20 protein-coding genes are annotated in these 24475 nt (G+C 72.2%); 10 read left to right on the top strand and 10 right to left on the bottom strand.

All coding sequences use genetic code 11. The annotated features are described in order from the left end of the window. Positions 1–8: 8 nt before the first annotated feature. Complete coding sequence (locus ABD236_RS13200; RefSeq protein ID WP_344073749.1) at positions 9–2465, top strand: RICIN domain-containing protein; 2457 nt, start codon at positions 9–11, stop codon at positions 2463–2465. Positions 2466–2562: 97 nt separating this feature from the next. Continuing rightward, on the top strand, positions 2563–4449 hold the full coding sequence (locus tag ABD236_RS13195) for an ABC transporter ATP-binding protein (RefSeq protein WP_344073748.1): 1887 nt from the start codon (positions 2563–2565) through the stop codon (positions 4447–4449). A gap of 95 nt (positions 4450–4544) precedes the next feature. Here the strand turns inward: ABD236_RS13195 and ABD236_RS13190 are convergent, their stop codons facing one another. After that, positions 4545–5993: a DUF6851 domain-containing protein gene (locus ABD236_RS13190; protein WP_344073747.1), complete on the bottom strand. Its 1449-nt coding sequence runs from the start codon at positions 5991–5993 to the stop codon at positions 4545–4547. A 462-nt stretch (positions 5994–6455) separates the two neighbouring features. On the opposite strand from ABD236_RS13190, the gene ABD236_RS13185 reads away from it, so the two are divergent. From ABD236_RS13185 to ABD236_RS13175, 3 genes are read left to right on the top strand one after another with little or no spacing between them, the layout of a single operon-like run. Next, on the top strand, positions 6456–7793 hold the full coding sequence (locus ABD236_RS13185) for a discoidin domain-containing protein (protein ID WP_344073746.1): 1338 nt from the start codon (positions 6456–6458) through the stop codon (positions 7791–7793). After that, complete coding sequence (locus ABD236_RS13180; protein WP_344073745.1) at positions 7793–9031, top strand: MFS transporter; 1239 nt, start codon at positions 7793–7795, stop codon at positions 9029–9031. Before ABD236_RS13185 ends, ABD236_RS13180 begins: the two co-directional genes overlap by 1 nt. Next, positions 9028–10026, top strand: coding sequence for a TolB family protein (locus ABD236_RS13175; RefSeq protein ID WP_344073744.1), 999 nt, complete (start codon positions 9028–9030; stop codon positions 10024–10026). Before ABD236_RS13180 ends, ABD236_RS13175 begins: the two co-directional genes overlap by 4 nt. Before the next feature lie 3 nt (positions 10027–10029). Here ABD236_RS13175 and ABD236_RS13170 read toward each other — a convergent pair whose 3' ends face one another. Then, positions 10030–10389 (bottom strand): ArsR/SmtB family transcription factor, encoded by a 360-nt coding sequence (locus tag ABD236_RS13170; protein WP_344073743.1) that lies wholly within the window; start codon positions 10387–10389, stop codon positions 10030–10032. A gap of 165 nt (positions 10390–10554) precedes the next feature. Between ABD236_RS13170 and ABD236_RS13165 the strand changes: the two genes are divergently transcribed. Further along, positions 10555–11553 (top strand): zinc-dependent alcohol dehydrogenase family protein, encoded by a 999-nt coding sequence (locus tag ABD236_RS13165; protein WP_344074222.1) that lies wholly within the window; start codon positions 10555–10557, stop codon positions 11551–11553. Between the two features lie 77 nt (positions 11554–11630). Here ABD236_RS13165 and ABD236_RS13160 read toward each other — a convergent pair whose 3' ends face one another. Next, positions 11631–12419, bottom strand: a complete 789-nt coding sequence (locus ABD236_RS13160; protein ID WP_344073742.1) for a polysaccharide lyase family 7 protein — start codon at positions 12417–12419, stop codon at positions 11631–11633. Positions 12420–12648: 229 nt separating this feature from the next. Between ABD236_RS13160 and ABD236_RS13155 the strand changes: the two genes are divergently transcribed. Beyond that, complete coding sequence (locus ABD236_RS13155; RefSeq protein ID WP_344073741.1) at positions 12649–13452, top strand: MIP/aquaporin family protein; 804 nt, start codon at positions 12649–12651, stop codon at positions 13450–13452. A gap of 28 nt (positions 13453–13480) precedes the next feature. Here the strand turns inward: ABD236_RS13155 and ABD236_RS13150 are convergent, their stop codons facing one another. After that, positions 13481–15010, bottom strand: a complete 1530-nt coding sequence (locus ABD236_RS13150) for a carboxylesterase/lipase family protein (RefSeq protein ID WP_344073740.1) — start codon at positions 15008–15010, stop codon at positions 13481–13483. A gap of 100 nt (positions 15011–15110) precedes the next feature. After that, positions 15111–16322 (bottom strand): 3-deoxy-7-phosphoheptulonate synthase, encoded by a 1212-nt coding sequence (locus ABD236_RS13145; RefSeq protein ID WP_344074221.1) that lies wholly within the window; start codon positions 16320–16322, stop codon positions 15111–15113. Between the two features lie 309 nt (positions 16323–16631). Between ABD236_RS13145 and ABD236_RS13140 the strand changes: the two genes are divergently transcribed. Continuing rightward, positions 16632–17447, top strand: coding sequence for a mycofactocin-coupled SDR family oxidoreductase (locus ABD236_RS13140; protein ID WP_344073739.1), 816 nt, complete (start codon positions 16632–16634; stop codon positions 17445–17447). Between the two features lie 13 nt (positions 17448–17460). Here ABD236_RS13140 and ABD236_RS13135 read toward each other — a convergent pair whose 3' ends face one another. Next, positions 17461–18102 carry an HAD family hydrolase gene (locus ABD236_RS13135; protein ID WP_344073738.1) on the bottom strand — a complete coding sequence of 214 codons (642 nt, stop codon included), beginning with the start codon at positions 18100–18102 and terminating at the stop codon, positions 17461–17463. Positions 18103–18156: 54 nt separating this feature from the next. Between ABD236_RS13135 and ABD236_RS13130 the strand changes: the two genes are divergently transcribed. Beyond that, complete coding sequence (locus ABD236_RS13130; protein WP_344073737.1) at positions 18157–19020, top strand: MaoC/PaaZ C-terminal domain-containing protein; 864 nt, start codon at positions 18157–18159, stop codon at positions 19018–19020. Between the two features lie 57 nt (positions 19021–19077). On the opposite strand, the gene ABD236_RS13125 is transcribed toward ABD236_RS13130, so the two are convergent. Both ABD236_RS13125 and ABD236_RS13120 read right to left on the bottom strand, forming a co-directional pair. After that, positions 19078–20055, bottom strand: a complete 978-nt coding sequence (locus tag ABD236_RS13125) for a GDP-L-fucose synthase family protein (protein WP_344073736.1) — start codon at positions 20053–20055, stop codon at positions 19078–19080. A gap of 8 nt (positions 20056–20063) precedes the next feature. Beyond that, positions 20064–21347, bottom strand: a complete 1284-nt coding sequence (locus tag ABD236_RS13120) for an acyltransferase domain-containing protein (RefSeq protein WP_344073735.1) — start codon at positions 21345–21347, stop codon at positions 20064–20066. Between the two features lie 129 nt (positions 21348–21476). Between ABD236_RS13120 and ABD236_RS13115 the strand changes: the two genes are divergently transcribed. Next, on the top strand, positions 21477–22028 hold the full coding sequence (locus ABD236_RS13115; protein ID WP_344073734.1) for an AAA family ATPase: 552 nt from the start codon (positions 21477–21479) through the stop codon (positions 22026–22028). 65 nt (positions 22029–22093) lie between these two features. Here the strand turns inward: ABD236_RS13115 and ABD236_RS13110 are convergent, their stop codons facing one another. Together ABD236_RS13110 and ABD236_RS13105 are read right to left on the bottom strand one after the other, a co-directional pair. Then, positions 22094–23209 carry a hypothetical protein gene (locus tag ABD236_RS13110; RefSeq protein ID WP_344073733.1) on the bottom strand — a complete coding sequence of 372 codons (1116 nt, stop codon included), beginning with the start codon at positions 23207–23209 and terminating at the stop codon, positions 22094–22096. 6 nt (positions 23210–23215) lie between these two features. Then, on the bottom strand, positions 23216–24466 hold the full coding sequence (locus tag ABD236_RS13105) for an MFS transporter (RefSeq protein WP_344073732.1): 1251 nt from the start codon (positions 24464–24466) through the stop codon (positions 23216–23218). Positions 24467–24475: the final 9 nt, after the last annotated feature.

The following is a 24475-nucleotide window of genomic DNA, read 5'->3' as shown; positions in this document are numbered from 1 at the left end:
GCACCACGATGAGATCCCTTCCCCGTGCCTTGTTGGCCGTCCTCCTGCTGTGCCTGTCGCTGGCCACCGTTCCGCAAGTGGCCGCCGAGCCGAGGGCCGCTGCGGAAACCACCACCGACATCACCACCGACACCACTACCACCGACATCACCGTCGACGGGGCCTCTCCGGGCCGCCTCTTCGACGGCGTGGGCGCGATCAGCGGAGGCGGCGGCAACACCCGGCTGCTGCTGGACTACCCCGAGCCGCAGCGCGGCCAGATCCTCGACTATCTCTTCAAGCCCGGTTACGGCGCCGCCCTACAGATCCTCAAGGTCGAGGTCGGCGGCGACACCAACTCCACGGACGGCGCCGAGTCCTCCATCGAGCACACCCGGGGTGCGGTCAACTGCTCCAACGGGTACGAGTGGTGGCTCATGGAGCAGGCCAAGGCCCGCAACCCCGGCATCCGGCTCGCCGCGCTCTCCTGGGGAGCGCCCGGGTGGGTGGGCAACGGGAACTTCTGGTCCCAGGACATGATCGACTACCTGATGGACTGGCTCGGCTGCGCCAAGCAGCACAACCTCACCATCGACTACCTCGGCGGCTGGAACGAACGCGGCTTCAACGCCGCCTGGTACAAGAACCTGCATGCCACCCTCGCCGCCAAGGGATACGCCACCAAGGTCGTCGGGGCCGACGACGGCTGGCAGATCGCCACCGCCATGCGCTCCGACCGCGCGCTCAACGACGCCGTGGACATCGTCGGCGCCCACTACCCGTGCGGCTATATGTCCGCCATGACCAGTTGCTCGACCACCCCGGACGCGCTGGCCACCGGCAAACAGCTGTGGGCGAGCGAGAACGGCTCCGAGGACGCGGCGACCGGCGCCGCCCCGATGGCCCGCGCCATCAACCGGGGCTATCTGGACGCCAGAATGACGGCCTTCATCAACTGGCCGGTGGTGGCCGCGCTCTACCCCAACCTCGTGTTCAACAGCATGGGCCTGGTGACGGCCAACCAGCCCTGGTCGGGCGCGTACAGCGTGGACCGCAGCGCCTGGGCGACCGCGCAGACCACCCAGTTCACCGCGCCCGGCTGGCAGTACCTCGACACCGCCTCCGGCTACCTCGGCGGCAACCGCTCCAACGGCAGCTACGTCAGTTACGCCGCACCGGGCCGGACGGCGTGGTCCACCGTGTTCGAGACGATGGACGCGACCGCCGCGCAGAGCGTCACCCTGAAGGTCGCGGGCGGGCTGCCGTCCGGCGCCCTGCACGTGTGGTCCACCGACTTCTCCAGCAACAGCGCCACCGCACACCTGGTGCCCGGACCCGATCTCACGGCCACCTCGGGCACGTACCGCCTCACCCTTCAGCCGGGGCACCTCTACACGGTCACCACCACGACCGGGCAGGGCGCCGGCACGGCCGCCTCGCCGCAGCGCGCCCCGCTCTCCCTGCCGTACGCGGACTCGCTGGCCGGGACCGCCACCGGGCAGGAGGCGCGGTATGTCGCCGCGATGAACGGCGCCTTCGAGACGGCGCCGTGCGCGGGCGGCCGCGGCGGCCGCTGTCTGCGCCAGCAGGCGCCGACCACCCCGATCCGCTGGACCGACGAGTCCACACCGCAGCCGTACGCGCTGATGGGCGACGTCAACTGGACCGATTACACCGTCCGTTCGGACGCGCTGCTCGAACAGCAGGGCGCGGTCGAACTGCTCGGCCGGGTCGGCACCCAGGGCCGCAACAACAACGGCCTCAACGCCTACCATCTGCGCGTCGCCGACACCGGCGCCTGGTCACTGCTGCGCACCGACACCGCCTGGTCCTCCACCACGCTCGCGAGCGGCACGGTCACCGCTCCCGGCCTCAGGACCTGGCACACCCTGGCCCTCACCTTCCAGGGCGCCACCATCACCGCCAAGCTCGACGCGACCACCCTGGCCACGGTCACCGACACCGGATACGGCGCCGGCCAGGTCGGCCTCGGCACCGCGGGCTACTACGGCGCCCAGTTCGCCAACCTCAGCGTCACCCCCGGCACGACGGCGCCGCTCGACGGCACGTACCAACTCGTCAACGCCCACAGCGGCCAGCTCCTGGACGCCTCCGGGCAGGGCACCGCCGACGGGACCCCGGTCATCCAGTGGGCCGGCAACGGCGGCACCAACCAGCAGTGGCGGCTCGCCTCGACGGGCGACGGCTACTACACCGTCACCGGCGTGGCCAGCGGAAAGCGCCTCGACGTGCCCGACCGCAGCGTCGTACCGGGAACCCAGCTGAACCTGTGGAGTGCGAACAGCGGGGCCAACCAGCAGTGGCGCGTCACCCCCGGCGCGGGCGGCTGCCACACCCTGGAGTCCCGGCTCGACGGCCATCTGGTGGACGTCAGCGGCGGCTCGCTCGTCCTGGGCGCCCAGGTGATCCAGTGGCCCGCGAACGGGGGCGCCAACCAGTGCTGGAAGCTGGTGAAGGTGGGGTGACGCGGGGGGCCGGCGACCTGGAGACAGAGGAAACCCGCGCCCTCGAATCAGGGGGAACTGTTGACCTCAACTTAACTGGAGGTCGTACGTTCCTCGTATGAGTATGGAAGCCACCGCGTGGACACAGCTCCACAACGTCATCACCGCGCAGCAGGACCGACGTCCGTTCAACCGAGCCACCCTGCGGCGCATCGCTGTGTTCGCGCGGCCCCACCGCCGCAGGATCGCGCTGTTCCTGCTGCTCAGCGTGGCCACGGCCCTGCTGGCCGTGGCCACCCCGCTCCTCGCCGGCCGGGTCGTCAACGCGGTCGTCGGCGGCGAGGAGACGGGGACCGTCACCCGGCTGGCCCTGCTGATCGCCGCCATCGCACTCGCCGAGGCGGCCCTGGGGCTGGTCGGGCGGTGGCTGTCGGCGACGCTCGGCGAAGGACTCATCCTGGACCTGCGCACCGCCGTCTTCGACCACGTCCAGCGCATGCCGGTCGCCTTCTTCACCCGCACCCGCACCGGCGCCCTGGTCAGCCGCCTCAACAACGATGTGATCGGCGCCCAGCGGGCCTTCAGCAACACCCTCTCCGGGGTGGTCAGCAACCTGGTGACGCTGCTGCTCACGCTCGCCGTGATGCTCGGTATCTCCTGGCAGATCACCCTGCTCGCCCTGGTCCTGCTGCCCGTGTTCGTGCTGCCGGCGCGCCGGATGGGCACCCGGATGGCCCGGCTCCAGCGCGAGGCCGCCGAGCACAACGCCGCCATGGGCACCCGGATGACCGAGCGGTTCTCGGCGCCCGGCGCCACCCTGGTCAAGCTGTTCGGCCGGCCCGCCGACGAGTCGGCCGAGTTCGCGGCCCGGGCCGGGCGGGTGCGTGACATCGGCGTCCGTACGGCGATGGCGCAGTCCGCCTTCATCACCGCCCTCACCCTCGTCTCGGCCCTCGCGCTCGCCCTCGTCTACGGGCTCGGCGGCTACTACGCCCTGCACGGCGAGCTCGAAGCGGGCGCGGTCGTCTCCCTCGCCCTGCTCCTCACCCGGCTGTACGCGCCGCTCACCGCGCTCGCCGGGGCCCGCGTCGAGGTGATGAGCGCTCTGGTGAGCTTCGAGCGGGTCTTCGAGGTCCTCGACCTCAAGCCGCTGATCGCCGAGAAGCCGCAGGCCAAGGCGGTGCCGGAGGGGCCGGTCGCGGTGGAGTTCGACGATGTGCGGTTCGGCTACCCCTCCGCCGACAAGGTCTCGCTCGCCTCCCTCGAAGAGGTCGCGAGCCTCGACACCCGGGGCGGCGCCGAAGTGCTGCACGGCGTCTCCTTCCGGGCCGAGCCGGGCCAGATGGTGGCACTCGTGGGCTCCTCGGGCGCCGGCAAGTCGACGGTCGCCCAGCTGCTGCCGCGGCTGTACGACGCGGACGCCGGAGCGGTACGCCTCGGCGGCGTCGACGTACGGGACCTGAGCGCCGACTCGATCCGCGACACCATCGGCATGGTCACCCAGGACGGCCACCTCTTCCACGAGTCGGTCCGCGCCAACCTGCTGCTCGCCCGGCCGGACGCCTCGGAGGAGGACCTCTGGGACGCCCTGCGCCGGGCCCGCCTCGACGGACTGGTCGCCTCGCTGCCCGACGGGCTCGACACCGTCGTCGGTGAACGCGGATACCGGCTCTCCGGCGGTGAGCGCCAGCGGCTGACCATCGCCCGGCTGCTCCTGGCCCGCCAGCGGGTCGTCATCCTCGACGAGGCCACCGCGCACCTCGACAACACGTCCGAGGCGGCGGTCCAGGAGGCCCTCGGCGAGGCGCTGGAGGGCCGCACCGCGGTGGTGATCGCCCACCGCCTCTCCACGATCCGGGCCGCCGACCTGATCCTCGTGGTGGAGAGCGGGCGGATCGTGGAGCGCGGCACCCACGACGAACTGCTCGCGCTCGAAGGCCGCTACCAGGAGCTCTACCGCACCCAGTTCGAACGGCCGGGAGGCGCGCCGGCCGAGCTGGGCTGACGCGGAGGGTGCCGGGAAGTGCGCCGGCCGAGCCGGGCTGACGCGCGGGGGCCCGGTGCCGCCCGTACCCATGGGCGGCGCCGGGCCGACGGAGGTCACCGGACGGCGGTCTCCGGGTGGATGTGGCGCTGGACGAAGTCGTAGGAGCGCGTGCCGAACTGCGGGCCGAAGTCGGCCGCGGCCCGTACGGCCGACGGGAAGTGGACGCCGGCCCAGACCCGTGTCCTGCCGCAGGTCGTGGCGAAGTCCGTCCAGTTCTCGTACGTCAGCGTCAGGTCCTCGGCCGGGGTGACGCCCGGCTCGATCACCGAGGAACCCGCCTTGCGGGGGATCGCGATGTGCACCTTGTCGCTGCCGAGGAAGAGCCGGGCCGCCTGCGCGTAGGCGTAGCAGGCCGCGGTGGAGCCGGACGGGTACTCGGGGTGGTTGGTCACCGGCAGATAGCTGCGCCACTGGTTGCCGGTGATGTCGTGGACCGTGCCCTTGCCCGGGCCGCCCCACGCGGTCACGGGGGTGTCGCCGTACAGATGGCGGATCGCGCTGAAGGGCCGTACGGAGTCGTAGACGGCCTTCTGCTGCCACACGGCGATGGTGGTGTCGAAGAGGGCGATCTCGATGGTCGCGATGAACTGCACGAAGCCCTCGACATCGAGGTGGGCGTCCTGGATCACGGCGTTGCCGGGGGCCTCCGCGAGGGCCATGAACTTGTCGCCGAAGAACTCGGCGGCCATCTTCCGGTAGTCGTTCAGCCCCGCGGACGCGGCGAGGATCTCGTCCGCCTGCCGCTTGTAGGCGCGCCGGTGGTGGTAGTCGCTGTTGACCGGCGGCGGCACGTGGAACCGCGTCGGGTCCTTGTAGGTGAACGGGGTGGTCAGCCGCATCTGCGGGGTCACGAACTTCTGGATCTCGAAGGTGCCGTCGTCGTGGGTGACGACAGCGGGCTGCCAACGGGAGGGATCGCGCAGCTCGTACGCCGTGTTGACCGGCTGGTACCCGGTGTAGTCCGCGTACGGCGCCCGCTGCCGCCCGCCCTCGTCGCCGTAGCGGTTCATCCCGTCGTGCCACCGGGCTTCCAGGACGCGCCGGGCCGCCAGGTTGCCGATACCGGCCGGGGTACGGGTGTTCTCCCGGCGGTCGTCCGGGTCGAGCCCGACCGAGACCATCATCTCCCGCCAGGCCTTGGCGGCCTGTGGGATACGGGTGTTGAAGATGCGGTACGAGGTGTAGAGGATGGCGGTGTTCTTGTTCCGGGTGGTGCGCTCGGCCAAGGGACGGCGGCCGAGATTGGAGTAGATGCCGACCGCCGAGCGGTGGTACGGCGCGATGGAGTCGAACCAGGACGTCTCCAGGAGCATGCCGTAGTCCACGATCAGGGTGATGTCGGAGCCGTCCTTCGAGATGGCGGTCCGCTCCTGCTGCTGGAGCGCGGGGTACACCACTTCGAGCGCGGCGTTCCCGTGGTCGAAGTCGAACGCCCGCGCCGTGGCCGGGGCCCGGTCCGGCGTGGGCTCGGCCGAGGCGACGCCCGCCAGCGACCCGAGCAACAAGGTGACGGTGCAGGCAGCCGCCCACCGCCGAAAACGCACACGCCGCAGCCGCCGATTTTCCCTCATGGATCGGTCTCCCTCCGATGGGAACTGGCCAATGAGGCACGGTAGAACCCGGCCAGCACGCCGGGTACGGCGCTATCCGGTCGTGTTGGCGGCGGCCGCCCGTCCGCGCGTCCGAGCTGAACGGGGCGCGCGAGGAAGGTGTCCGACGGGGACCCGTGAAAGGCCACCCCAGAGGCCTCGATCCCCCCTGGCCGGACTACTGGTAGGAAACCTTCCCATCCGCTACGCTCCCCGGCGGTGGCTTGGCGCGGTGCCCCACCCCCGTGGGCATGACGCGCTCAGCGAGAGCTCTGACCCGGCTGCCGTGGCGCTGCCGGCTGCCCGCGCGGGCAGCCGGTGGGGTCGCGCAACGGTGTCCAGCTCTCGCCGTCATCCAGCCCACGGAGTCCGGGTATGCGCCTGAACATCCCCGCACCACCGCGCCTCTCGCGCGGCAGAAACCTTGCTCTCCTCGCCGTGTTCGCCCTCCTGGCCGGGCTGTTGCTCGTCTGGCCGGGGCGGGCCGGGGCCGCCGCCGACCCGCTCATCTCGCGCGGGAAGCCCGCCACCGCCTCCTCCACCGAGACCTCCTCCCTCGCCGCCAAGAACGCCTTCGACGGCGACCCCGCCACCCGCTGGGCCAGCGCCGAGGGCAAGGACCCGCAGTGGATCCGCGTCGACCTCGGCGCCACGGCCACCATCAGCCGGGTCAGGCTCAGTTGGGAGGCCGCCTACGCCAAGGCCTACCGCGTCGAGGTGTCCCAGGACGGCGCGTCCTGGACACCGCTCGCAGAGGAGAAGGCGGGCAACGGCGGCACCGACGAGTGGACCGGGCTTTCCGGCAAGGGGAGGTACCTGCGCGTCTACGGCACCGCGCGCGCCACCTCGTACGGCTACTCGCTCTACGAGGCCGAGGTGTACGGCACCGTCGACGACGGGCCGCCGCCCGGCGGTGCCTTCACCGTCGTCGCGGCCGGTGACATCGCCGCCCAGTGCACGGCCTCCGACAGCGGCTGCGCCCACCCCAAGACCGCCGCGCTCGCGCAGCGGATCGACCCGAAGTTCTATCTGACGATGGGCGACAACCAGTACGACGACGCCCGGATAGCCGACTACCGCGCCTACTACGACAAGACGTGGGGCGCCTTCAAGGGCAAGACCCACCCCGTCCCGGGCAACCACGAGACGTACGACCCGGCAGGCGCGTTCGCGGGATACAAGGCCTACTTCGGCAGTGTCGCCTACCCCCAGGGCAAGAGTTACTACAGTTTCGACGAGGGCAACTGGCACTTCGTCGCCCTGGACTCCAACTCCTTCGACCAGTCCGCCCAGATCGACTGGCTCAAGGCCGACCTCGCCGCCAACCGCAAGCAGTGCGTGGCGGCCTACTGGCACCACCCCCTCTACTCCTCCGGCGGCCACGGCAACGACCCGGTCTCCAAGCCGGTGTGGAAGATCCTCTACGGAGCCAAGGCCGACCTGGTCCTCAACGGGCACGACCACCACTACGAGCGGTTCGCCCCGCAGGACCCCGACGGCAAGGCGACCGCCGACGGCATCGTGGAGGTCGTCGGCGGGATGGGCGGCGCCGAGCCGTACCCGATCGAGCAGGTCCAGCCCAACAGCCAGAAGCGGATCAGCGGCCAGTACGGCGTGCTGAAGCTGGAGTTCACCGACTCCGGCTACGGATGGACCTACGTCGGCACCGACGGGCAGGTCAAGGACACCAGCCCCAAGTACGGCTGCCACTGATGTACCTGGCCACCACCGGCCGTCCGGACGCGCCGCCCCGCACCTTCGGGGCGGGGCGGCGCGTCCCGGGCACCGTGCTCGCGCTCGGCGCGGTCAGCCTCGTCACCGACGTCTCCTCCGAGATGGTCACCGCGGTGCTGCCGCTCTACCTCGTCCTGGGCCTCGGCCTCTCGCCGCTCCAGTTCGGCTTCCTGGACGGCATGTTCAACGGCGCCACCGCCCTGGTGCGGCTGCTCGGCGGGCGGCTCGCCGACCGCGGCGGCCGGCACAAGCGGGTCGCCGGCACCGGCTATCTGCTCTCCGCGCTCTCCCGGCTCGCCCTGCTGCTGGCCGGGGGCGCCACCGCGGGCATCGCCGCGGCCCTCGCCGCCGACCGGCTCGGCAAGGGCATCCGCACCGCCCCGCGCGACGCCCTCATCTCGCTCAGCGGCCCGCCGGAGACGCTCGGCCGCTCCTTCGGTGTGCACCGGGCCATGGACACCACGGGCGCGCTCCTCGGCCCGCTCGCCGCCTTCGCCGTCCTCCAGGCGACCACCGACGCTTACGACGCGGTGTTCGTCGTCAGCTTCTGCACCGGGCTGCTGGGCGTGCTCCTGCTGGCGGTGTACGTCCCCTCGGCGCCCGGGGCGGCGCTGCCCGAACCCGCAACTCCCCGTCCACGTACGGCACTTCGCGACCCCGCCTTCCGCCGCGTCCTGTACGCCGCCGCCCTGCTCGGCGCCGCCACCATCGGCGACGCCTTCGTCTATCTGCTGCTCCAGCGCGACCTGGACCTGCCGGCCACGCTGTTCCCGCTGCTGCCGCTGGGCCCGGCCGCGGGCTATCTGCTGCTCGCCGTCCCGGTGGGCCGGATCGCCGACCGCACCGGGCGGCGGCTGCCGTTCCTGCTCGGGCACGCCGCCCTGCTCGGCGCGTACGCCCTGCTGCTCGCTCCGCTCGCCTGGCCGACCGCCGTGGCCGTGCTCGCCCTGCTCGGCGTCTTCTACGCCGCCACGGACGGGGTGCTGATGGCGCTCGCCGGGCCCCTGCTGCCCGCGCGCGGCCGGGCCGGCGGCCTCGCGGTGCTCCAGACCGGTCAGGCGCTGGCCCGGCTGGTCGGCGCGGCCGGGTTCGGGGCCGCCTGGACCCTGTGGGGGCAGCGGCCCGCGCTGTGGCTGGCGGGGTGTGCGCTGGCCGCCGCGCTCGCGGCCGCCTGGCGTGTCCTGCCCGCTCCCGCACCCGCCCTGGAGGCGTCGTGAAGCCCGTCCGCCGCGGCCTGCGGCTCGCCCTCGTCGTCGCCGCCGTGCTCGTCCTGGCCGGCGGCTCCCTCGGCTACGTGCTGCACGCCCGCCAGCGCGAACGCCCCGCCGAACAGGCCGCGTCCGACGACTCGTTCGGCCTGGACGTGCCGGGCCTGTACTTCCGGGACTCGGCCACCGGGAGGGTCGCGCGGCTGCCCGGCGACGGCGCGCCGCGCGTCGTCGGCGGCCCCTCCTGCGAGCGGTTCCACGCGGCGGGGGAGCGCGCCCTGTGCCTGCGGAAGCTGCCGGGGCTGCCCGCCCGCACCCAGGCGCTCGTCCTGGACCGGCGGCTGCGCGAGGTGCGCCGGGTGACCGTCCCCGGCATCCCCAACCGGGCCCGCGTCTCCGCCTCCGGGCATCTGTTGTCCTGGACGGCGTTCGCCGTGGGCGACTCGTACGCCGCCTCCGGCTTCTCCACCCGCACCTCGGTCCTGGACCTGCGCACCGGCTATCTGATCAAGTCGATCGAGGACATCCCCCTGACGATCGGCGGGACCCGCTACCACGCGCCGGACGTCAACTACTGGGGCGTCACCTTCGCCCGCGACGACAACCGGTTCTACGCCACCGTCTCCAGCCGGGGCCGCACCCATCTCGTCGAGGGCGACCTGCGGAACTGGTCGGCCAGGGCGGTGCGCGAGAACGTCGAATGCCCGTCGCTGTCGCCGGACAACACCCGTATCGCCTTCAAGAAGAAGGTCTCCGGCGACCCCCGGGCGCCCTGGCGGCTGTACGTGCTCGACCTCGCGGGGATGCGCGAGCACGCGCTGGCCGAGCGGCGCGGCGTCGACGACCAGGCCGCCTGGCTGGACGACAGGACCCTGGCCTATGCGCTGCCGGGGCGCGACGGACGCGCGAGCGACGTCTGGTCCGTCCCGGCGGACGGCACGGGCGCTCCCCGCCTGGTGGCACCGGGCGGCTCCTCGCCGGTGGCCGTGGGGCGATACCCGTGAGGTCTACGCCCGGTCGCCGACGTCGGACTCCCTGGCGTGGCCGGTCACCAGCGCGCCCAGCAGCCCGGGGAAGACCTCCTCGAACTCCTCGCGGCGCAGGGCGTTCATCCGGGAGGTGCCGACGTAGTACTGGCGGATCAGCCCGGCCTCACGCAGTACATGGAAGTGGTGGGTGGCCGTGGACTTGCTGACCGGCAGGTCGATCGTGCCGCAGCTGAGGTCCTCGCCGGCGGCGTGGAGCTCGCCGACGATCCGTCGGCGCACGGGGTCGACGAGGGCTTCGAGCACCTGCTGGGTGCTGATCGCCCGGACGTCGGGGTGGGGCGGAACGCGCCCCCGCTCGCTCTGTCGCGCTGCTGTCATCGGCTTACGACCTCCAGAGGCCACAGCGTACGACAGCCATCGAAGTACGGCCACCATCAAAGTACGATCGCGGTCGAAGTTTGACGGCGATCGTACTTCCTGCTTGGCTGGGGCCCGGCGATGTGGTCACCGCGTCGCCGTCAACTCGCTGACAGGGGAGGCATGATGGCCAGGACGGTGCGGTTCCATGAGCTCGGGGGCCCCGAGGTGCTGCGGATCGAGGAGGTGGAGGTCGGTGCGCCCGGGGCGGGTGAGCTGCTGATCCGGGTGGACGCGTTCGGCGTCAACCGCGCCGAGGCGCTGTTCCGCAGCGGCACCTACATCGAGCAGCCCAAGGAGTTCCCCGCCCGGCTGGGCGCCGAGGCGGCCGGAGTGGTCGAGGCCGTCGGCGCCGGGGTGACGGGCTTCGAACCGGGTCAGCCGGTGAGCGTGGTGCCCGCCTTCTCGATGAACGCGTACGGGGTCTACGGTGAGCGTGCGATCGTCCCGGCGGCCGCGGTGGTGCACCGGCCCGAGACGCTGGACGCGGTCGGCGGCGCCGCCGTGTGGATGCCGTATCTGACGGCGTACGGGGCGCTGGTGGAGGTCGGCGGGATGAAGGCCGGGGACACGGTCGTGCTCACCGCCGCGTCCAGCAGCGTCGGCCTGGCCGCGATCCAGGTCGCGCACCGGGTCGGGGCGGTGCCCATCGCCACCACCCGGACGAGCGTCAAGAAGGACGCGCTGGTCAAGGCCGGGGCTGCCGCGGTGATAGCCACCGCCGAGGAGGACGTCGTGGAGCGCGTGCTCGGCCTCACCGGCGGCCGGGGCGCCGAGTTCGTCTTCGACGCCGTCGCCGGGCCCGGCGTCCTCGACCTCGCCCGGGTGGTCGCCCCCGGCGGCACGCTCTTCGCGTACGGGGCGCTGAGCGGCGAGCCCACCCCGTACCCCGGGTTCGCGCTGGGTATGCCCGCGCTGAACATGCGTACCTACACCGCCCTGGAGACGACCACCGACCCGGAGCGGCTGCGCCGGGCCGAGGCCTTCGTCACCTCCGGCCTGCGCAGCGGCGCCTTCGTGCCCACCGTGGACCGCGTCTTCGCGCTGGACGAGGTCGTCGAGGCCCACCGCTATATGGAGGCGGGCGCCCAGGTGGGCAAGATCGTCGTCGCGGTCGACCACTGAGGGTGCGCGGGCGGGCGGAGCTGCTGGGCGACTGCCGGGAGTAGGGGCCGCTCCCTGTCCCCGGCCGCCGCCCCCGTTCAGCCGTGGGAGACGGTCAGCTTGTAGAAGCCGACGCGGGCGCCCCTGGTGGTGCTGTCGGACGACGACTGGTTGTACGAACCGGCCTTGAAGTACTGCTTGTAGGCGTTGAACGACGACGGTATGGCGTAGTGGGTCGTCGTGCCGTTGACCGTCAGGTCGATGGTGTGTCCGCCCGAGACGCCGATGGTGTAGCTCCATGTCCTGCCGACCGCCACATGGCCCACGGTGTGCGAGGTCTGGCCACCCGAGGGTGAGTTCTCCGTGCCGAGGACGATGTCGCCACTCGCGCGGTAGTAGAGCTCCAGCAGCGGCTTGGTGGAGGGGCCGCCCGTGCCGAGGTGGATCTGCCCCACACAGACGTTGGACGTCACGGACACCACGCGCAGGGTCGCGTCGAGCCGGTGCGTGCCGTTCAGCGACCAGTTGGCGGCGCTGCCGTCGCGGTTCATCTCGCGCAGCTCGGAGCGGGCGTAGTGGGAGTTGGGCGTGGTGACGCCCTTCTCCGGCGCCCAGAACGTCATCGCGCCGTCACGGGAGTCCGTGAAGAAGTACGCGTCCTGGAAGCCGTCCGCGCCCTTGAGGCGGGAGGGCGGGATGGTGGTCGGCGAGCCGGGGGAGCCCACCGGCTCCTGGAGCTGCCACACGGAGAGGTCGAAGTTGCCACCCGGCGCGACGGACGGGTCGGCGAGACTCCCCGCCGTGGCCGACGAGGTGGGGGCGAGCAGCGCGAGACCGCCGGACGCGGCGGCAGCGGTCACGTATATGAGCAGCTTGCGAAGGCGCATGGGGGGATTCCTGTCGGGTGGGGGGAAGTTGCTCGGCTCAGTGCACTCAGTGCTCTCGTTCTCGATGACGGATATTCACATCCTTGACCGTCGTGTGGTGATGTGAACTCGGAGAACCGTAGAGCGCTGGCGGGGCCGCGTCAATGGCTGGAAACGGCGGTTTGCTCGGGGCCGCCCGGCCGGATGCTGTCAGGGGCGCGGTGGGGCGGACCGGTACGAGGGGGAGTCGGTGGCGGACGGGGGAGTGGGTACGGGGCGGGCTCCGGCCGTGTCCGCGGCGGTGGGCGGACCGCCACGGCCGGAACCGGGCAGTGCGCCCTGGCGCGGCGCCGCGGTGGAGTGCGCGCTGACCGCGGTCATGATGTTTCTCGTGGTGACGATGGTGCGTTGGCTTCTCGATCCGGCCTCGCCCGTCTTCGTCGCGGAACTGCGTCCGGCGCTGGGCGCTGTCGGTGCCCTCGTCGCGGTGATGCTGGTGGGGCTGATCCTGAGCCCGGCGGGCCGCCGCTCGGGTGCGCACCTCAATCCGGCGGTCAGCGTGACCCTGTGGCTGATGCGGGCGTTCCCGGGACGGGCGGTACTGCCGTACACCGTCGGCCAGTTGCTCGGCGGTCTGGCCGGGACCGCGCTGGGCCGGCTGGTGTGGGGGCCGGTGGTGCGGTCGGCGGCGGTCAGTTACGGACTGGCCCGCCCCGAGCCCGGCCGGTCCGCCTTGTCGGTCTTCGTCCTGGAGGCGGCGAGCTTCGCGGCGCTGGCCCTGCTCATCGGCTTCTTCGTGGCTCACCCGGCGCTCACCCGGCCGATGCCGTACGCGGTGGGGCTGGCGGTGGGCCTGATCATCGCGCTGCTCGGCCCGGTGAGCGGCGGGGCGGCCAACCCGGCCCGCCAACTCGGCCCGGCGCTGCTCTCGGGGAACACCACGGCACTGTGGGCCTACCTCACGGCACCGCTGCTGGGGGCCGCGCTGGGGGTCGTGGTCTTCCACGTGTGGATGCGAGGACGCACCAAGTCGGCCGTCAACGGGCCCAGTTGACGGCCCTCGGATCGAGCGTCCCTCGGTGTCACCGTTCGTTCAACGGCAGTACGGGCAGGGTGTGGTCCTGCCAGATCCGGCGGGAGGTCTCCTCCGGGTACGGCGCGACGACCGGCCGGGTGTCGAAGAGCCGCACCAGGCGCTCCCCGTTCTCGTACGCGGGCCAACCGGGATCACCATGGGTGGCGAACGCCGTCCAGTCGGCGCGCATCCGGGCGGAGAGCTCCTCGGCCTCCTGAGACGGTTCCTCACCGATGAGCAGGGCGGGCTGGCCACGGTCCAGGTTGCCGAAGACGAGCGGTACGTCGAGGCCGTGGCAGGCACCGAGCGCGCCGCCCATGCCCGGGGCGTCCCAGGTCAGCTCGTAGACGTGGGCCTGCCCGCCGCCGGTGGTCTGGGCCTGGGCGAGGAGGAGGCTGGGCATACGGAATGTCCAGTCCGACTGGACCAGTTCGTACAGCTCGTCCGGGCTCGCGGCCGGGAAGCCGTCGCGGTAGCGGCGGGCGCCGTCCTCGCCGGGGGCGTAGACGTCCAGGGCGGCCGCCGCCTGCTCCTGGGTCACCTGGCCGAGCAGGCCCTCAAGCGCCGTGAACAGCCGCTGTTCGTCGCGCGTGTGGCCGACGAGGAGCTCGATGCCGCGTCCCGCGCCCTCGGCCAGCGCCTGCCAGGGGGTGGCCGGCAGGGTGTCGCCGTCGACGACCGGGGCGAACGGGATGGACTTGTGCGCGACCGCGCCCCAGCGGTGGGCCCACTGGGTCATCTTGGCGCCGACCGCGTCACCGGCGCCGGAGAGCCGGACGGGTTCCACCGCGCGCAGGTCGGCCACCGTGGGCCGCAGCCCCAGCTCGGCCGCGCACGCGGAGGCGATGTCGGCGGCGAGCTCCGGCGAGAAGAACGTGCCCTGCACGCTCTGTGCGACGGCCCGCCGGAACAGCCCGGCCGCGCTCGGCATCGCCAGCAGCGCGGCGACCGACCCGCCGCCCGCCGACTGGCCGAAGACCGTGACGCGGTCCGGGTCGCCGCCGAAGGCCCGGATGTTGTCCCGCACCCACTCCAGCGCGGCCACCTGATCGAGCAGGCCCCGGTTGGCGGGTGCTCCCTCGAAATGCCCAAAACCCTCGGGCCCGACGCGGTAGTTGAACGTCACCACGACGACGCCGTTCTCGCGCGCCAGGCGACCGCCGTCGTACTCGGGCAGCCCCGACATGCCGATCACATAGGCGCCGCCCTGGATCCACACCATCACCGGCAGCCCGGCGCCGGGCCCCGGCTCGGGCGACCATACGTTCACCGTCAGCCAGTCGTCGCCCACGGTGTCCCGAGCCAGCGCGTCCATGCCGAAGTGGCCACCCTGAGGAGGCGGTGGGCCGTACGCCGCTGCCGTACGCACCCCGTCCCACCCCCGGACCGGCCGGGGCGCGGCGAGACGCAGCGCGCCTACGGGCGGCTCGGCGTAAGGGATGCCCCGGAACACCGCGACTCCCGTCTCCAGGCCACCGCGCACCGCCCCGGCCCCCGTACGGACCTCGGGCCACGGCCCGGACGCGTCCACGCTCATCACGACTCCCTCTCTGGGCAGGCCGGAGCACGGCCACGGAGGTGCGCGCCGGCCCGGACACTTCGGATGATCCCGGCGGGCCGGGGCGAGCGCCACTCAATTACGCCGACCGCAGGAACTCCCCTACCAGCAGCGCGAGTTCAAGGCTCTGGGCGCGGTTGAGGCGGGGGTCACAGGCCGTGGTGTAGCGGTGGGGGAGGTCCGGGGCGGTGAGGTGTCCGGGGCCGCCCAGGCACTCCGTCACATCGGCCCCCGTGACCTCCACGTGCAGACCGCCCGGGTGGGTGCCCAGGACGCGGTGCACCTCCACGAAGCCGCGTATCTCGTCGAGGACGCGGTCGAAGTGGCGGGTCTTGTAGCCGTTGCGGGACCGTACCGTGTTGCCGTGCATCGGGTCGCACTGCCAGATGACGGTGTGCCCGGACGCGGCGACCTTCTCCACGATCGGCGGCAGCACGCGCCGCACCTCCGCGCTGCCCATCCGGCTGATCAGCGTCAGCCGGCCCGGCTCGTCGTACGGGTCGAGGCGTTCCACGTACGCGACGGCCTGCTCCGGGGTGGTCGTCGGGCCGATCTTGACGCCGATCGGGTTGGCGAGGAGTTCGGCGAACGCGATGTGCGCACCGCCCGGTTGGCGGGTGCGCTCGCCGATCCAGAGGAAGTGTGCGGAGAGGTCGTACGGCTTCGGCTCGCCGCGTTCGCGGCCCTCCACCACCCGTGACATCGCCCGCTCGTAGTCGAGCAGCAGGGCCTCGTGGCTGGTGAAGAAGGCGCCGCTCGGGTCGAACGCCCCGGTGGCGTGCAGCGCGCGTACCACCGCCATCGCCGAGGCCGAGTTCACATAGGCGCGGAGCATGCGGTCCGGGTCGGGGACGCGGGCCTCGGCGGTCGCCTCGCGGCCGTTGACGATGTCGCCCCGGTAGGTGGGCAGCCCCGAGGCGTCGGTGGGGAAGGAGCGGGGTTTGGCGTACTGGCCGGCGAGCCTGCCGACGGTCACCACCGGCAGCCCCGACGCGCTCTCCAGTGACGCCGCCATGCGGTGCAGGGTGTCGACGGTTCCCGCGATGGACTGCTCGGTCGTGGCGGCGAAGGTCTCCGCGCAGTCGCCGCCCTGGAGCAGGAACGCCGTACCGCTCGCCACGGCGGCCAACCGGGCGCGCAGCCGGTCGACCTCCTCGGCGCTCACCACCGGCGCCACCCGCTCCAGCACGGCCCGAACCCCCCGTACGGCCTCGGGGTCGGGCCACTCGGGCTGCTGGGCGGCGGGGCGGGCGAGCGCGCGGTCCACGGCGGCGCCGAGGCGGGCCGGCAGCGGCCGGGGCGGTGACGGTGGGACCGGCAGCGGCCGGGCCGTGGCCGGGCGAGAAGCCGTGGGCGCTTGTCCGTTCAACGATCCCCCTCGTACGGCTCGGCACGACGAGAGGTGCGAGCCGATGGCGTCATTGCGGATGCGGGCGAGATGCGAGGTGGTTTTCTCGATCTTAGCGTCCGCGCCGCACATCACAAACGCCGTCTGAACAGCCTGAGTTGACGGAACTGGACACCGTGAACAATGCCGCCCGCCTCGCTAGCGTGGGTCAGATAGGACCCCTCGGGGCGCCTGTCGGGAAAGGACTTGTACGTGAGTGGACTGATGCGGGGCAAGGTTGTTCTGGTGACCGGCGCGGCTCGCGGCCAGGGCCGTGAGCACGTCGTGCGGATGGCGGGCGAGGGCGCCGACGTCATCGCCGTCGACCTGTGCGCGACCCTGCCCGGCGTGGCCTACGCCTCGTCGGAGCCGACCGACCTCGACACCACCGTCACGCTGGCGCAGCAATCCGGGCAGCGGGTCCTGCCCGTGCTCGCCGACGTCCGTGACCTCGCCGTTCTGCGCGACGCCATCGACGGCGCGGTGGAGGAACTGGGCCGTCTGGACGCCGTCGTGGCCAACGCGGGCATCTGCATACCCCGGGCCTGGGACGAGGTCACCGAGGAGATCTTCCGCGACACCATGGACGTCAACGTCACCGGTACGTGGAACACCGTGATGGCGACCGCGCCGCATCTGGTGACGGCGGGCGGCGGCTCCATCGTGCTGATGAGCTCGTCGGCCGGGCTGAAGGTGCAGCCGTTCATGATCCCGTACACGACCAGCAAGTTCGCGGTGCGCGGGATGGCGAAGGCCTTCGCCGCCGAGCTCGCGCGGTTCGGGATCCGGGTGAACAGTGTGCACCCGACCGGCGTCGACACCGCGATGGGCAGCCGGGCCATGCTCACCCAGGTGGCCAAGGCGAGCATGGCCGATCCACGGCTGCGCGGAATGCTGGTCAACATGCAGCCGGTGGAGGGCATCTCGGTCGAGGACGTGGCCAACGCGGTGCTGTTCCTGGTGTCCGACGCCTCCCGCCATGTCACCGCGCACGCCATGGCCGTCGACGCCGGGGTCAGCGAGTTCTGACCGGTACGGCTGCTCAGCTCCTGCCCGAGGGCACCAGGTTCTCGACGGTCGCCCGCAGGTGTGTACGCAGTACTTCGGGGCGGGTGACGTGCAGGGTACGCATGCCCAGGCCCCGCGCCGCCGCGACGACCGCCGGACGGTCGTCGATCATCAGCGCCTCGTGCGGACCGGCCCCGCAGCGGTCCAGCGTCTCGGCGAAGTAGGCGGCGGAGGGTTTGACCTGGCCGACGCGCCACGACGAGCACAGGTGGTCGAACAGCCGGTAGTGGCCGTGGTGTCGGTCTTTGAGGTGGTCCCAGTGCTCCGCCTCGTTGTTGGCCAGCACCAGGGTGAGCTCCGGGCGGGCGCGGGCCACCTCGGCCAGCTCCACGAGGTTGGCGCGGTGGCAGTGGACGTGGGAGGCGTACAGGCGGTCCACCCACTCCCCGTCGAAGGCGTCCGCGAGGGGACTGCCGGCCTCCTCCAGGAGTTGGCGCAGGACGTCGTGCGCGTGGGCGGAGCCGCTCTCGTACAGGTGGGCCGACGCCAGTACGCCGACCAGCAGCCGGTTCTCGTCGACGGCATAGCGGCGGGCGATGTCCGCTATGAAGGAGGTCTCCTCATTGATGTTGTTGAACAGAATTCCGCCGGCGTCGACCAGGAGCACGCGCATCATTTCCTCTGTCCCGTCTCGGTAGTTTCCGCGTAGGTAATTTCTTGGAGCTGAGTGATGGCGCTCTATCACGATCTCGTCGGGCGGACCTGGGATTCAGGAACCCGCCACTGGACCTTTTCGGACACCTCTCTCTATGCGCTCGGAGTGGGCGCGGGCGGCGACGACCCGGGCCGCGAGCTGGAGTTCACCACGGAGAATTCGGCGGGCGTGCTGCCCTCGGTACTGCCCACCTTCGCGGCCACCCTGGTCTCCCGGCGGACCGAGCCCGCCCTGGGCGACTTCGATGTCTCACGGCTGCTGCACACCCAGCAGTCCCTGACGTTGTACGGCCCGCTCCCCGTCGAGGGCGAGGCCGCCACGACCTCGCGGCTGACCGCGCTGCGGGACCGGGGCGGCAGCGCGCTCGCGGTGATCGAGTCCTCCTGTGTGGACCCGGCGACGGGCCGGCCGCTCGCCGAGGTCCGCACCGGCCTGACCATCAGGCACGAGGGGGGCTTCGGCGGCGAGCCGGGCGAGGACGAGCCGTGGCAGCGCCCGCAGGAGGCGCCCGACCACACGGTGGACTACCGGACCGCGCCCAACCAGGCTCTGCTGTACCGGCTCAGCGGCGACCCGAACCCGCTGCACTCCGACCCCGCGATCGCCGCCCGGCTGGGCTTCGGCCGGCCTCTGCTGCACGGGCTGTGCACGTTCGGGTTCGCGGGCCGGGCGCTGCTGCACACGCTCTGCGGGGGCGACCCGGCCCGGTTCGGGACGATGTCCGCGTGCTTCACCTCGCCCGTCTTCCCGGGCCAGGAGCTCAACGTACGGATCTGGGAGCGCGGCGAGCGAGCGCTCTTCGACGTGCGCTCCCACGGCAGGGCCGTGGTGGACCGGGGCGTCTTCGTGCGGCGCGGCACCGGCCCGGCGACGGACTGAGCGGCGGGCTCGGCGACGGACTGAGAGACGGACTGAGCGGCGGGCCGTTTCCGCGGGTCAGTGGGCACGAGGCCGGCCGTCCGCCGTCGCCAGGGCGTCCGCGTACCAGCGGACCGTGCTCCGTACGCCCTCCGCCAGCCCGATCCGCGGCTTCCAGCCGGTGGCGAGCAGCCGGGAGACGTCGAGGAGCTTGCGCGGGGTGCCGTCGGGCCTGCTGGTGTCCCAGGTGATCCGGCCGGTGAAGCCGGTGGCCTCGGCCACCAGCGCCACCAGCTCCGCGATCGTGAGGTCCTCGCCGACGCCGACGTTGACCGGCGACGGGTCGTCGTAGTGCTCCAGCAGATGCAGACAGGCCGCCGCCAGGTCGTCGGCGTGGATGAACTCCCGCCGTGGCGTGCCGGTGCCCCAGACGACGACCTCCTCGGCGCCGGAGCCGGCCGCCTCGTGGAAGCGGCGGATCAGGGCGGGCAGGACGTGCGAGCGGGTCGGGTGGAAGTTGTCGCCCGGGCCGTACACGTTGGTCGGCATCGCGGAGATCCACCGGCGGCCGTACTGCCTGCGGTACGACCGCACCGCGGTCACCCCCGCGATCTTCGCGATGGCGTACGCGGTGTTGGTCTCCTCCAGCGGGCCCGTGAGCAGGGCGGACTCCGGGATCGGCTGGGGGGCGTGCTTGGGGTAGATGCAGGAGGAGCCGAGGAACAGCAGCCGGTCCACGTCCGCCGCGTGGGCCGCCGCGAAGAGGTTGGTCTGGATGCGGAGGTTGTCGTCGAGGAACTCCACCGGTTCGGCGTCGTTGGCGGCGATCCCGCCGACCCGCGCGGCGGCGTCGATCACCACGGCGGGGCGCAGCGAGGTGACGTAGTCGAAGGCCGCCCGGGCGTCGGTGAGATCCACGTCGGAGGAGCGGATGCCGACGGCGGACGTGAACCCCTGGGCGCGTAGCCGGCGCAGGACGGCGGAGCCCACGAGCCCGGACGAGCCCGCGACGAGCACGGTCGCGGAGGGGTCGAGGGCGGGGAGAGCGACGGGCATGGGCCTTCTCATCCTCGGTCGGCGGACGTGGCGGGGGCGGGGGACGTGACGGGGGCGCGGGAGGGGAGTTCGAGGCCCCGGCAGTGCAGCGCCCCGAGCAGGCGCAGCAGCGACACGGGTTCGGGCGTGGCCCGCTGTCCGGAGGCGATGACCAGGGGATCGTCGATGCCCTCGGCCCGCAGGGTCTCGCGCAGCGCAGGGATCAGGACCGGGTGCGGCCCGATCTCCACATACGCCCTGACGCCCCGGCGGGCCAGCGCCGACACCGCCTGGGTGAAGCGGACCGGGCGGCGCAGATTGCGCGCCCAGTAGTCGGCGGTGGCGAGCCGGGCCGGGTCCGGGTCGGCGTCGACCGTCGAGATCCACGGGACCCGGGGCGCCGCCGGGGCGAGGCCGGCCAGCTCGGCGCGGAGGCGCGGGAGCACGCTGTCCACGAACGGGCTGTGCGAGGCCGCGTTGATCCGGATCAGCCGGCAGCGCACCCCCTCGGCCTCCAGCTCGGCCACCAGCGCCCGGGTCGCCTCGCTGTCGCCGGTGACCACGGTCTGGTTCGGCGCGCTGTGGGCGGCGACGACCACCGTCCCGGGGATCCGCTCGCACCGGCGCGCGGCGGTGTGCCGGTCGAGGCTGACCGTGGCCATCGCCCCGCCGCCCGCCGCCTTCGCGAGCAGCCGGGAGCGTACGGAGACGACCCGCGCCGCGTCTTCGAGGGTGAGGGCGCCGGCGACATGGGCGGCGGCGACCTCGCCGAGGCTGTGCCCGACGACCGCGTCCGGCCACAGGCCCAGCGACCGCAGCCACGCGGCTATGGCGACCTGCACGGCGAAGATGAGCGGCTGTGTGGTGTCGGGCGGGCCGAGCTCCCCGTCGGCCGCGCTCCTCAGCGGTTCGAGCACCCCGTGGGGCAGCAGCGCGTCGAGTTCGCCCAGTACCGCGGCCGCCTCCGGCGACCAGTCCAGCAGGGCGTTCCCCATGCCCGGCCACTGGCTGCCGTGGCCGCCGAAGCACCAGGCGACCCGGTCGGTGGCGCCGTCGGCCCGGCCCGACGTCCAGCGCGGGCTGGGCAGTCCGTCCGCGAAGAACGACAGCCCCTCGATCAGCCCCGCCGGATCGGCGGCGGCGACCGCGAGCCGCTCTGCATCGTCTCCCGCGAAAGAAAGCGCTTCGGGCCGCGCGCCATCGGCCAGTAACGCTGCCGCTGTTCGGGCGGAATCCGTCAACGCGGCCCTGTCGGTGGCGGAAAAGGTCAGCAACCACGGCGGGGGAGGCGGTACGGCGTCGGTAAGAGGCACGGTAACTCCCTGGGTTACGGAAAAGGGGGATCGGACAGATCGTCGGCAGTTGCTACGATCACCGGGCTGGCAATATCGGACCGTCGTACGGGCCGTTGGCCGACAACGCGACAAAGGAGTAGAGGAAGCATGCCGGAAACCTCCTTCCAGGGCCAGATCGTTGACTCCGAACCCGCCTCCGACGTATTTCTCGTCATCGGCATTCCCGGGTCCGGGAAGAGTTCGGTGTCGGCGGCGCTGGCCCGCCGGTTCCCCCTCGGCGCGCACATCGAGGGCGACCACCTCCAGGACCTCATCGTCGCGGGCGGCCATCTGCCCTCGCCGGAGGAGGACCTGGAGGCGGACCGCCAACTGCTGCTGCGGGCCCGTAACGCGTCGGTGCTGGCCCGCAGTTTCCACGCCGCCGGTGTCGTCGCGGTCATCGACGACGTGGTGGTGCGGCGGGCCCATCTGGAGTACTACCGGGAGCAGTTGAAGGGCCTGCCGCTGCGGCTGATCGTCCTCGCCCCGGCGGCCGAGGTCGTCTCGCGGCGGGTCGCCGAGCGGGACAAGGTGCTTGCGGACGACTGGTCGTTCCTGGACGAGGCGCTGCGCGGCGAACTCGCCGGTGAGGGCACCTGGTTCGACAGCTCCGACCTGACCCTGGAGGAGACGGTCGACGCCATCCTCGCGAAGGGCTGAGCGGCAGCCGAACCGGTCCGGCGCGGGCGGTCCCTGGAGGGGACCCCCGCGCCGCACCCGTATCCTCAGCCGCCGTCGACGCGGCGCACCGCGCTCAGCCAGGTCCGCATCAGATAGGCGCTGCGGTGCAGGAACGCCCTCGCCTCCTGGGACCAGGCCGTGCCCCTCGCCTGCTCGGCGAAGTCCTCCAGGCCGTGGCTGAGGGACTCGTAGGCCTCCCGGTAGTCGCTGCCTTCGAGCCGGAACTCCGTGAGCCACGCCAGGAGTTCGTCCATGAAGCGGATGGCGGGCAGTTCGATGGCGAGGTCGTCGAGCAGGTCGTGTTCATTGCGCTCGTGGTTGACCAGGGGGCCGCCGAAGCGGACCGAGTGGCCGAGGTGTTTGGCGCAGGCGGCGACGAAGTAGCCGCTGAAGATGTCGCCGAAGCGCTCGACCGCGGCTCCGCCGATGGGCTGGCCCATCCGCAGGAAGTAGTAGGCGGGCAGGGCGTCGTGGTGCACGGCGGTGTTCTGGGAGTTGACCGGGCACCAGGTGTCCTTCGCCAGTACGGCGGGCTGGCCGTGGTAGGCGGTCACCCTGGGCCGCACCGCGAGGCGGGTCACCGCGTCCACATCGGGGTCGTCCAGCCAGAGCCCCGCGTTCACGCGTACGTCGGCCGTCTCCTCGGTGGTGGTGACCTCGGCCGGGGCCGTTCGGGGGCCGTAGGGGAAACCGCGCGGGAAGACCCGGCAGGGGCTCACTTCGAGCAGGTCGCAGGCGTTGAACCAGCCGTTGCGCGCCGACACCGTACGGTGGGGCACCGGGCCTTGCAGGACGACCCGGTGCTCGTCGAAGAAGGGGCGGTCGACCGGCAGGTTGTCGTCGTCCATGGAGACCGCCATCGCGCTGCCGTTGAGGTAGGACAGCAGATACCCGATGTTGCGGCGGTTGTCGGAGTCGTACGGGATGAGGTCGGGCACACCGAGTCGGGCCAGCAGCCGGTCCTGTTCCGGTATGTCGGGGGAGACGACGTCGGCGCCTCGGGCACGGGCCTTCTCGCAGGCCTCGTAGAACGCCTTCGGTGTCTTGCGGTCGGGGATGACGACGAGCCGGGCGCCGGTCTCGGCGAGCGTGTCGGCGTAGTGCTCCAGGAACGACCCGGAACCGATGGTGGTGATGACGATGTCGGTCGTCTCAGACATGAGTGGTCACTCCACGGTAGGGATGTCCCGCCAGGACCGCAGTCGCGAGGACGCGGTGATGAGCGGGGCGCTGAGCCAGAGGAACATCACGACGGCCAGCCCGAGTCTCGGGCCGAACAGGGTGCCCAGGCCGCCGCCGACCAGGCCGCCGAAGAAGAGCATGCCGCGACTGATGAACCGGACGCAGGCGACGGTCCGTTGCAGCAGGTCGGGCGGTGTCAGCAGTTGGACGAGGGTGGCCTGGCCGACGGTGAACACGGAGAAGCCGGCGTGGAAGAGCAGGGCGCCGCCGATGAACAGGACCAGCCCGGGGCCCGGCCGGGTGAGCGGCAGCAGCAGCCCCGCCGGGGCGAGGACGGCGGCCGGGATCCACACCGCGCGTGCCGTGCCGAGGCGGCGGCTGACGCGGCCAGCGCCGAACGCCCCGATCAGCCCGCCGATGCCCACCGAACCGAGCAGCATGCCCAGGGTGCCCGGGGCCACCCCGACGTCGTGGGCCAGGAAGATGACGACGAGGGCCTCGTACGCGGCGAAGCAGCAGTTGCCGACGGCCGAGCCGGCGATCGAGGCGAGGATCACGGGCCGCCGGGTGACGAACCGTACGGCCTCCGACAGTTCGGCCCACATGCCTTGGACGGCGGACGACGAGGAGCGGGCCTCGAAGTGGGTGCGCATCAGGAGGTTGCACGTCACGGACGCGCCGAAGCCGGCCGAGTTGAGCAGCGGGGCGTGCTCGGGGCCGAGCACCTGCACCGTGAACCCCGCCAGGGTGGGACCGAAGGCGAGCGAGACGGCGCGGGCGATCTGGAGGCGGATGTTGCCGTAGACGAGTTTGTCCTTCGGCAGCATCCGTGGCGGCATGGACAGATACACGATCTCGTAGAACACGGTCGCGCAACTGACCAGCACATTGGACAGATAGAGGTGCCACAGGGCCAGCTGCCCGGCCGCGGCGAGGATCGGCACCATGGTGACGATCAGCGCGCGGCCGAGGTCGGCGAGCAGCAGCATGGTCCGTGGCGGCAGCCGTCCGCTGTACACCCCGGCGGGCAGGGTGAGGATCAGCCAGGGCAGATACCCGGCCGCCGTGATCAGACCGACCTCGCCCACCGACGCCCCCAGCGTCTGGGCCGCGAGCAGCGGGAACGCCACCACCGTCGACATCCCGCAGAGCTGGCTGATGCCGCTGCCGATCCACAGCAGCCGGAAGTCCCGTTCGCGGACGGACTCGGTCGCCAGGGCGGCGGGAGCGGACATGACGGGTGC

Origin of the sequence: Streptomyces crystallinus (assembly GCF_039521265.1) — a bacterium.
GTDB lineage: Bacteria > Actinomycetota > Actinomycetes > Streptomycetales > Streptomycetaceae > Streptomyces > Streptomyces crystallinus.
This window is presented reverse-complemented; position numbering and strand designations above follow the sequence as displayed.

Excerpts from the sequence above, each read along its gene's own strand:
- ABD236_RS13185 (WP_344073746.1), top strand. The coding sequence starts at position 6,456 with ATGCGCCTGAACATCCCCGCACCACCGCGCCTCTCGCGCGGCAGAAAC.
- ABD236_RS13170 (WP_344073743.1), bottom strand. The coding sequence starts at position 10,389 with ATGACAGCAGCGCGACAGAGCGAGCGGGGGCGCGTTCCGCCCCACCCC.
- ABD236_RS13150 (WP_344073740.1), bottom strand. The coding sequence starts at position 15,010 with ATGAGCGTGGACGCGTCCGGGCCGTGGCCCGAGGTCCGTACGGGGGCC.
- ABD236_RS13125 (WP_344073736.1), bottom strand. The coding sequence starts at position 20,055 with ATGCCCGTCGCTCTCCCCGCCCTCGACCCCTCCGCGACCGTGCTCGTC.
- ABD236_RS13180 (WP_344073745.1), top strand. The coding sequence starts at position 7,793 with ATGTACCTGGCCACCACCGGCCGTCCGGACGCGCCGCCCCGCACCTTC.
- ABD236_RS13195 (WP_344073748.1), top strand. The coding sequence starts at position 2,563 with ATGAGTATGGAAGCCACCGCGTGGACACAGCTCCACAACGTCATCACC.
- ABD236_RS13135 (WP_344073738.1), bottom strand. The coding sequence starts at position 18,102 with ATGATGCGCGTGCTCCTGGTCGACGCCGGCGGAATTCTGTTCAACAAC.
- ABD236_RS13160 (WP_344073742.1), bottom strand. The coding sequence starts at position 12,419 with ATGCGCCTTCGCAAGCTGCTCATATACGTGACCGCTGCCGCCGCGTCC.
- ABD236_RS13130 (WP_344073737.1), top strand. The coding sequence starts at position 18,157 with ATGGCGCTCTATCACGATCTCGTCGGGCGGACCTGGGATTCAGGAACC.
- ABD236_RS13200 (WP_344073749.1), top strand. The coding sequence starts at position 9 with ATGAGATCCCTTCCCCGTGCCTTGTTGGCCGTCCTCCTGCTGTGCCTG.
- ABD236_RS13110 (WP_344073733.1), bottom strand. The coding sequence starts at position 23,209 with ATGTCTGAGACGACCGACATCGTCATCACCACCATCGGTTCCGGGTCG.
- ABD236_RS13165 (WP_344074222.1), top strand. The coding sequence starts at position 10,555 with ATGGCCAGGACGGTGCGGTTCCATGAGCTCGGGGGCCCCGAGGTGCTG.
- ABD236_RS13115 (WP_344073734.1), top strand. The coding sequence starts at position 21,477 with ATGCCGGAAACCTCCTTCCAGGGCCAGATCGTTGACTCCGAACCCGCC.
- ABD236_RS13105 (WP_344073732.1), bottom strand. The coding sequence starts at position 24,466 with ATGTCCGCTCCCGCCGCCCTGGCGACCGAGTCCGTCCGCGAACGGGAC.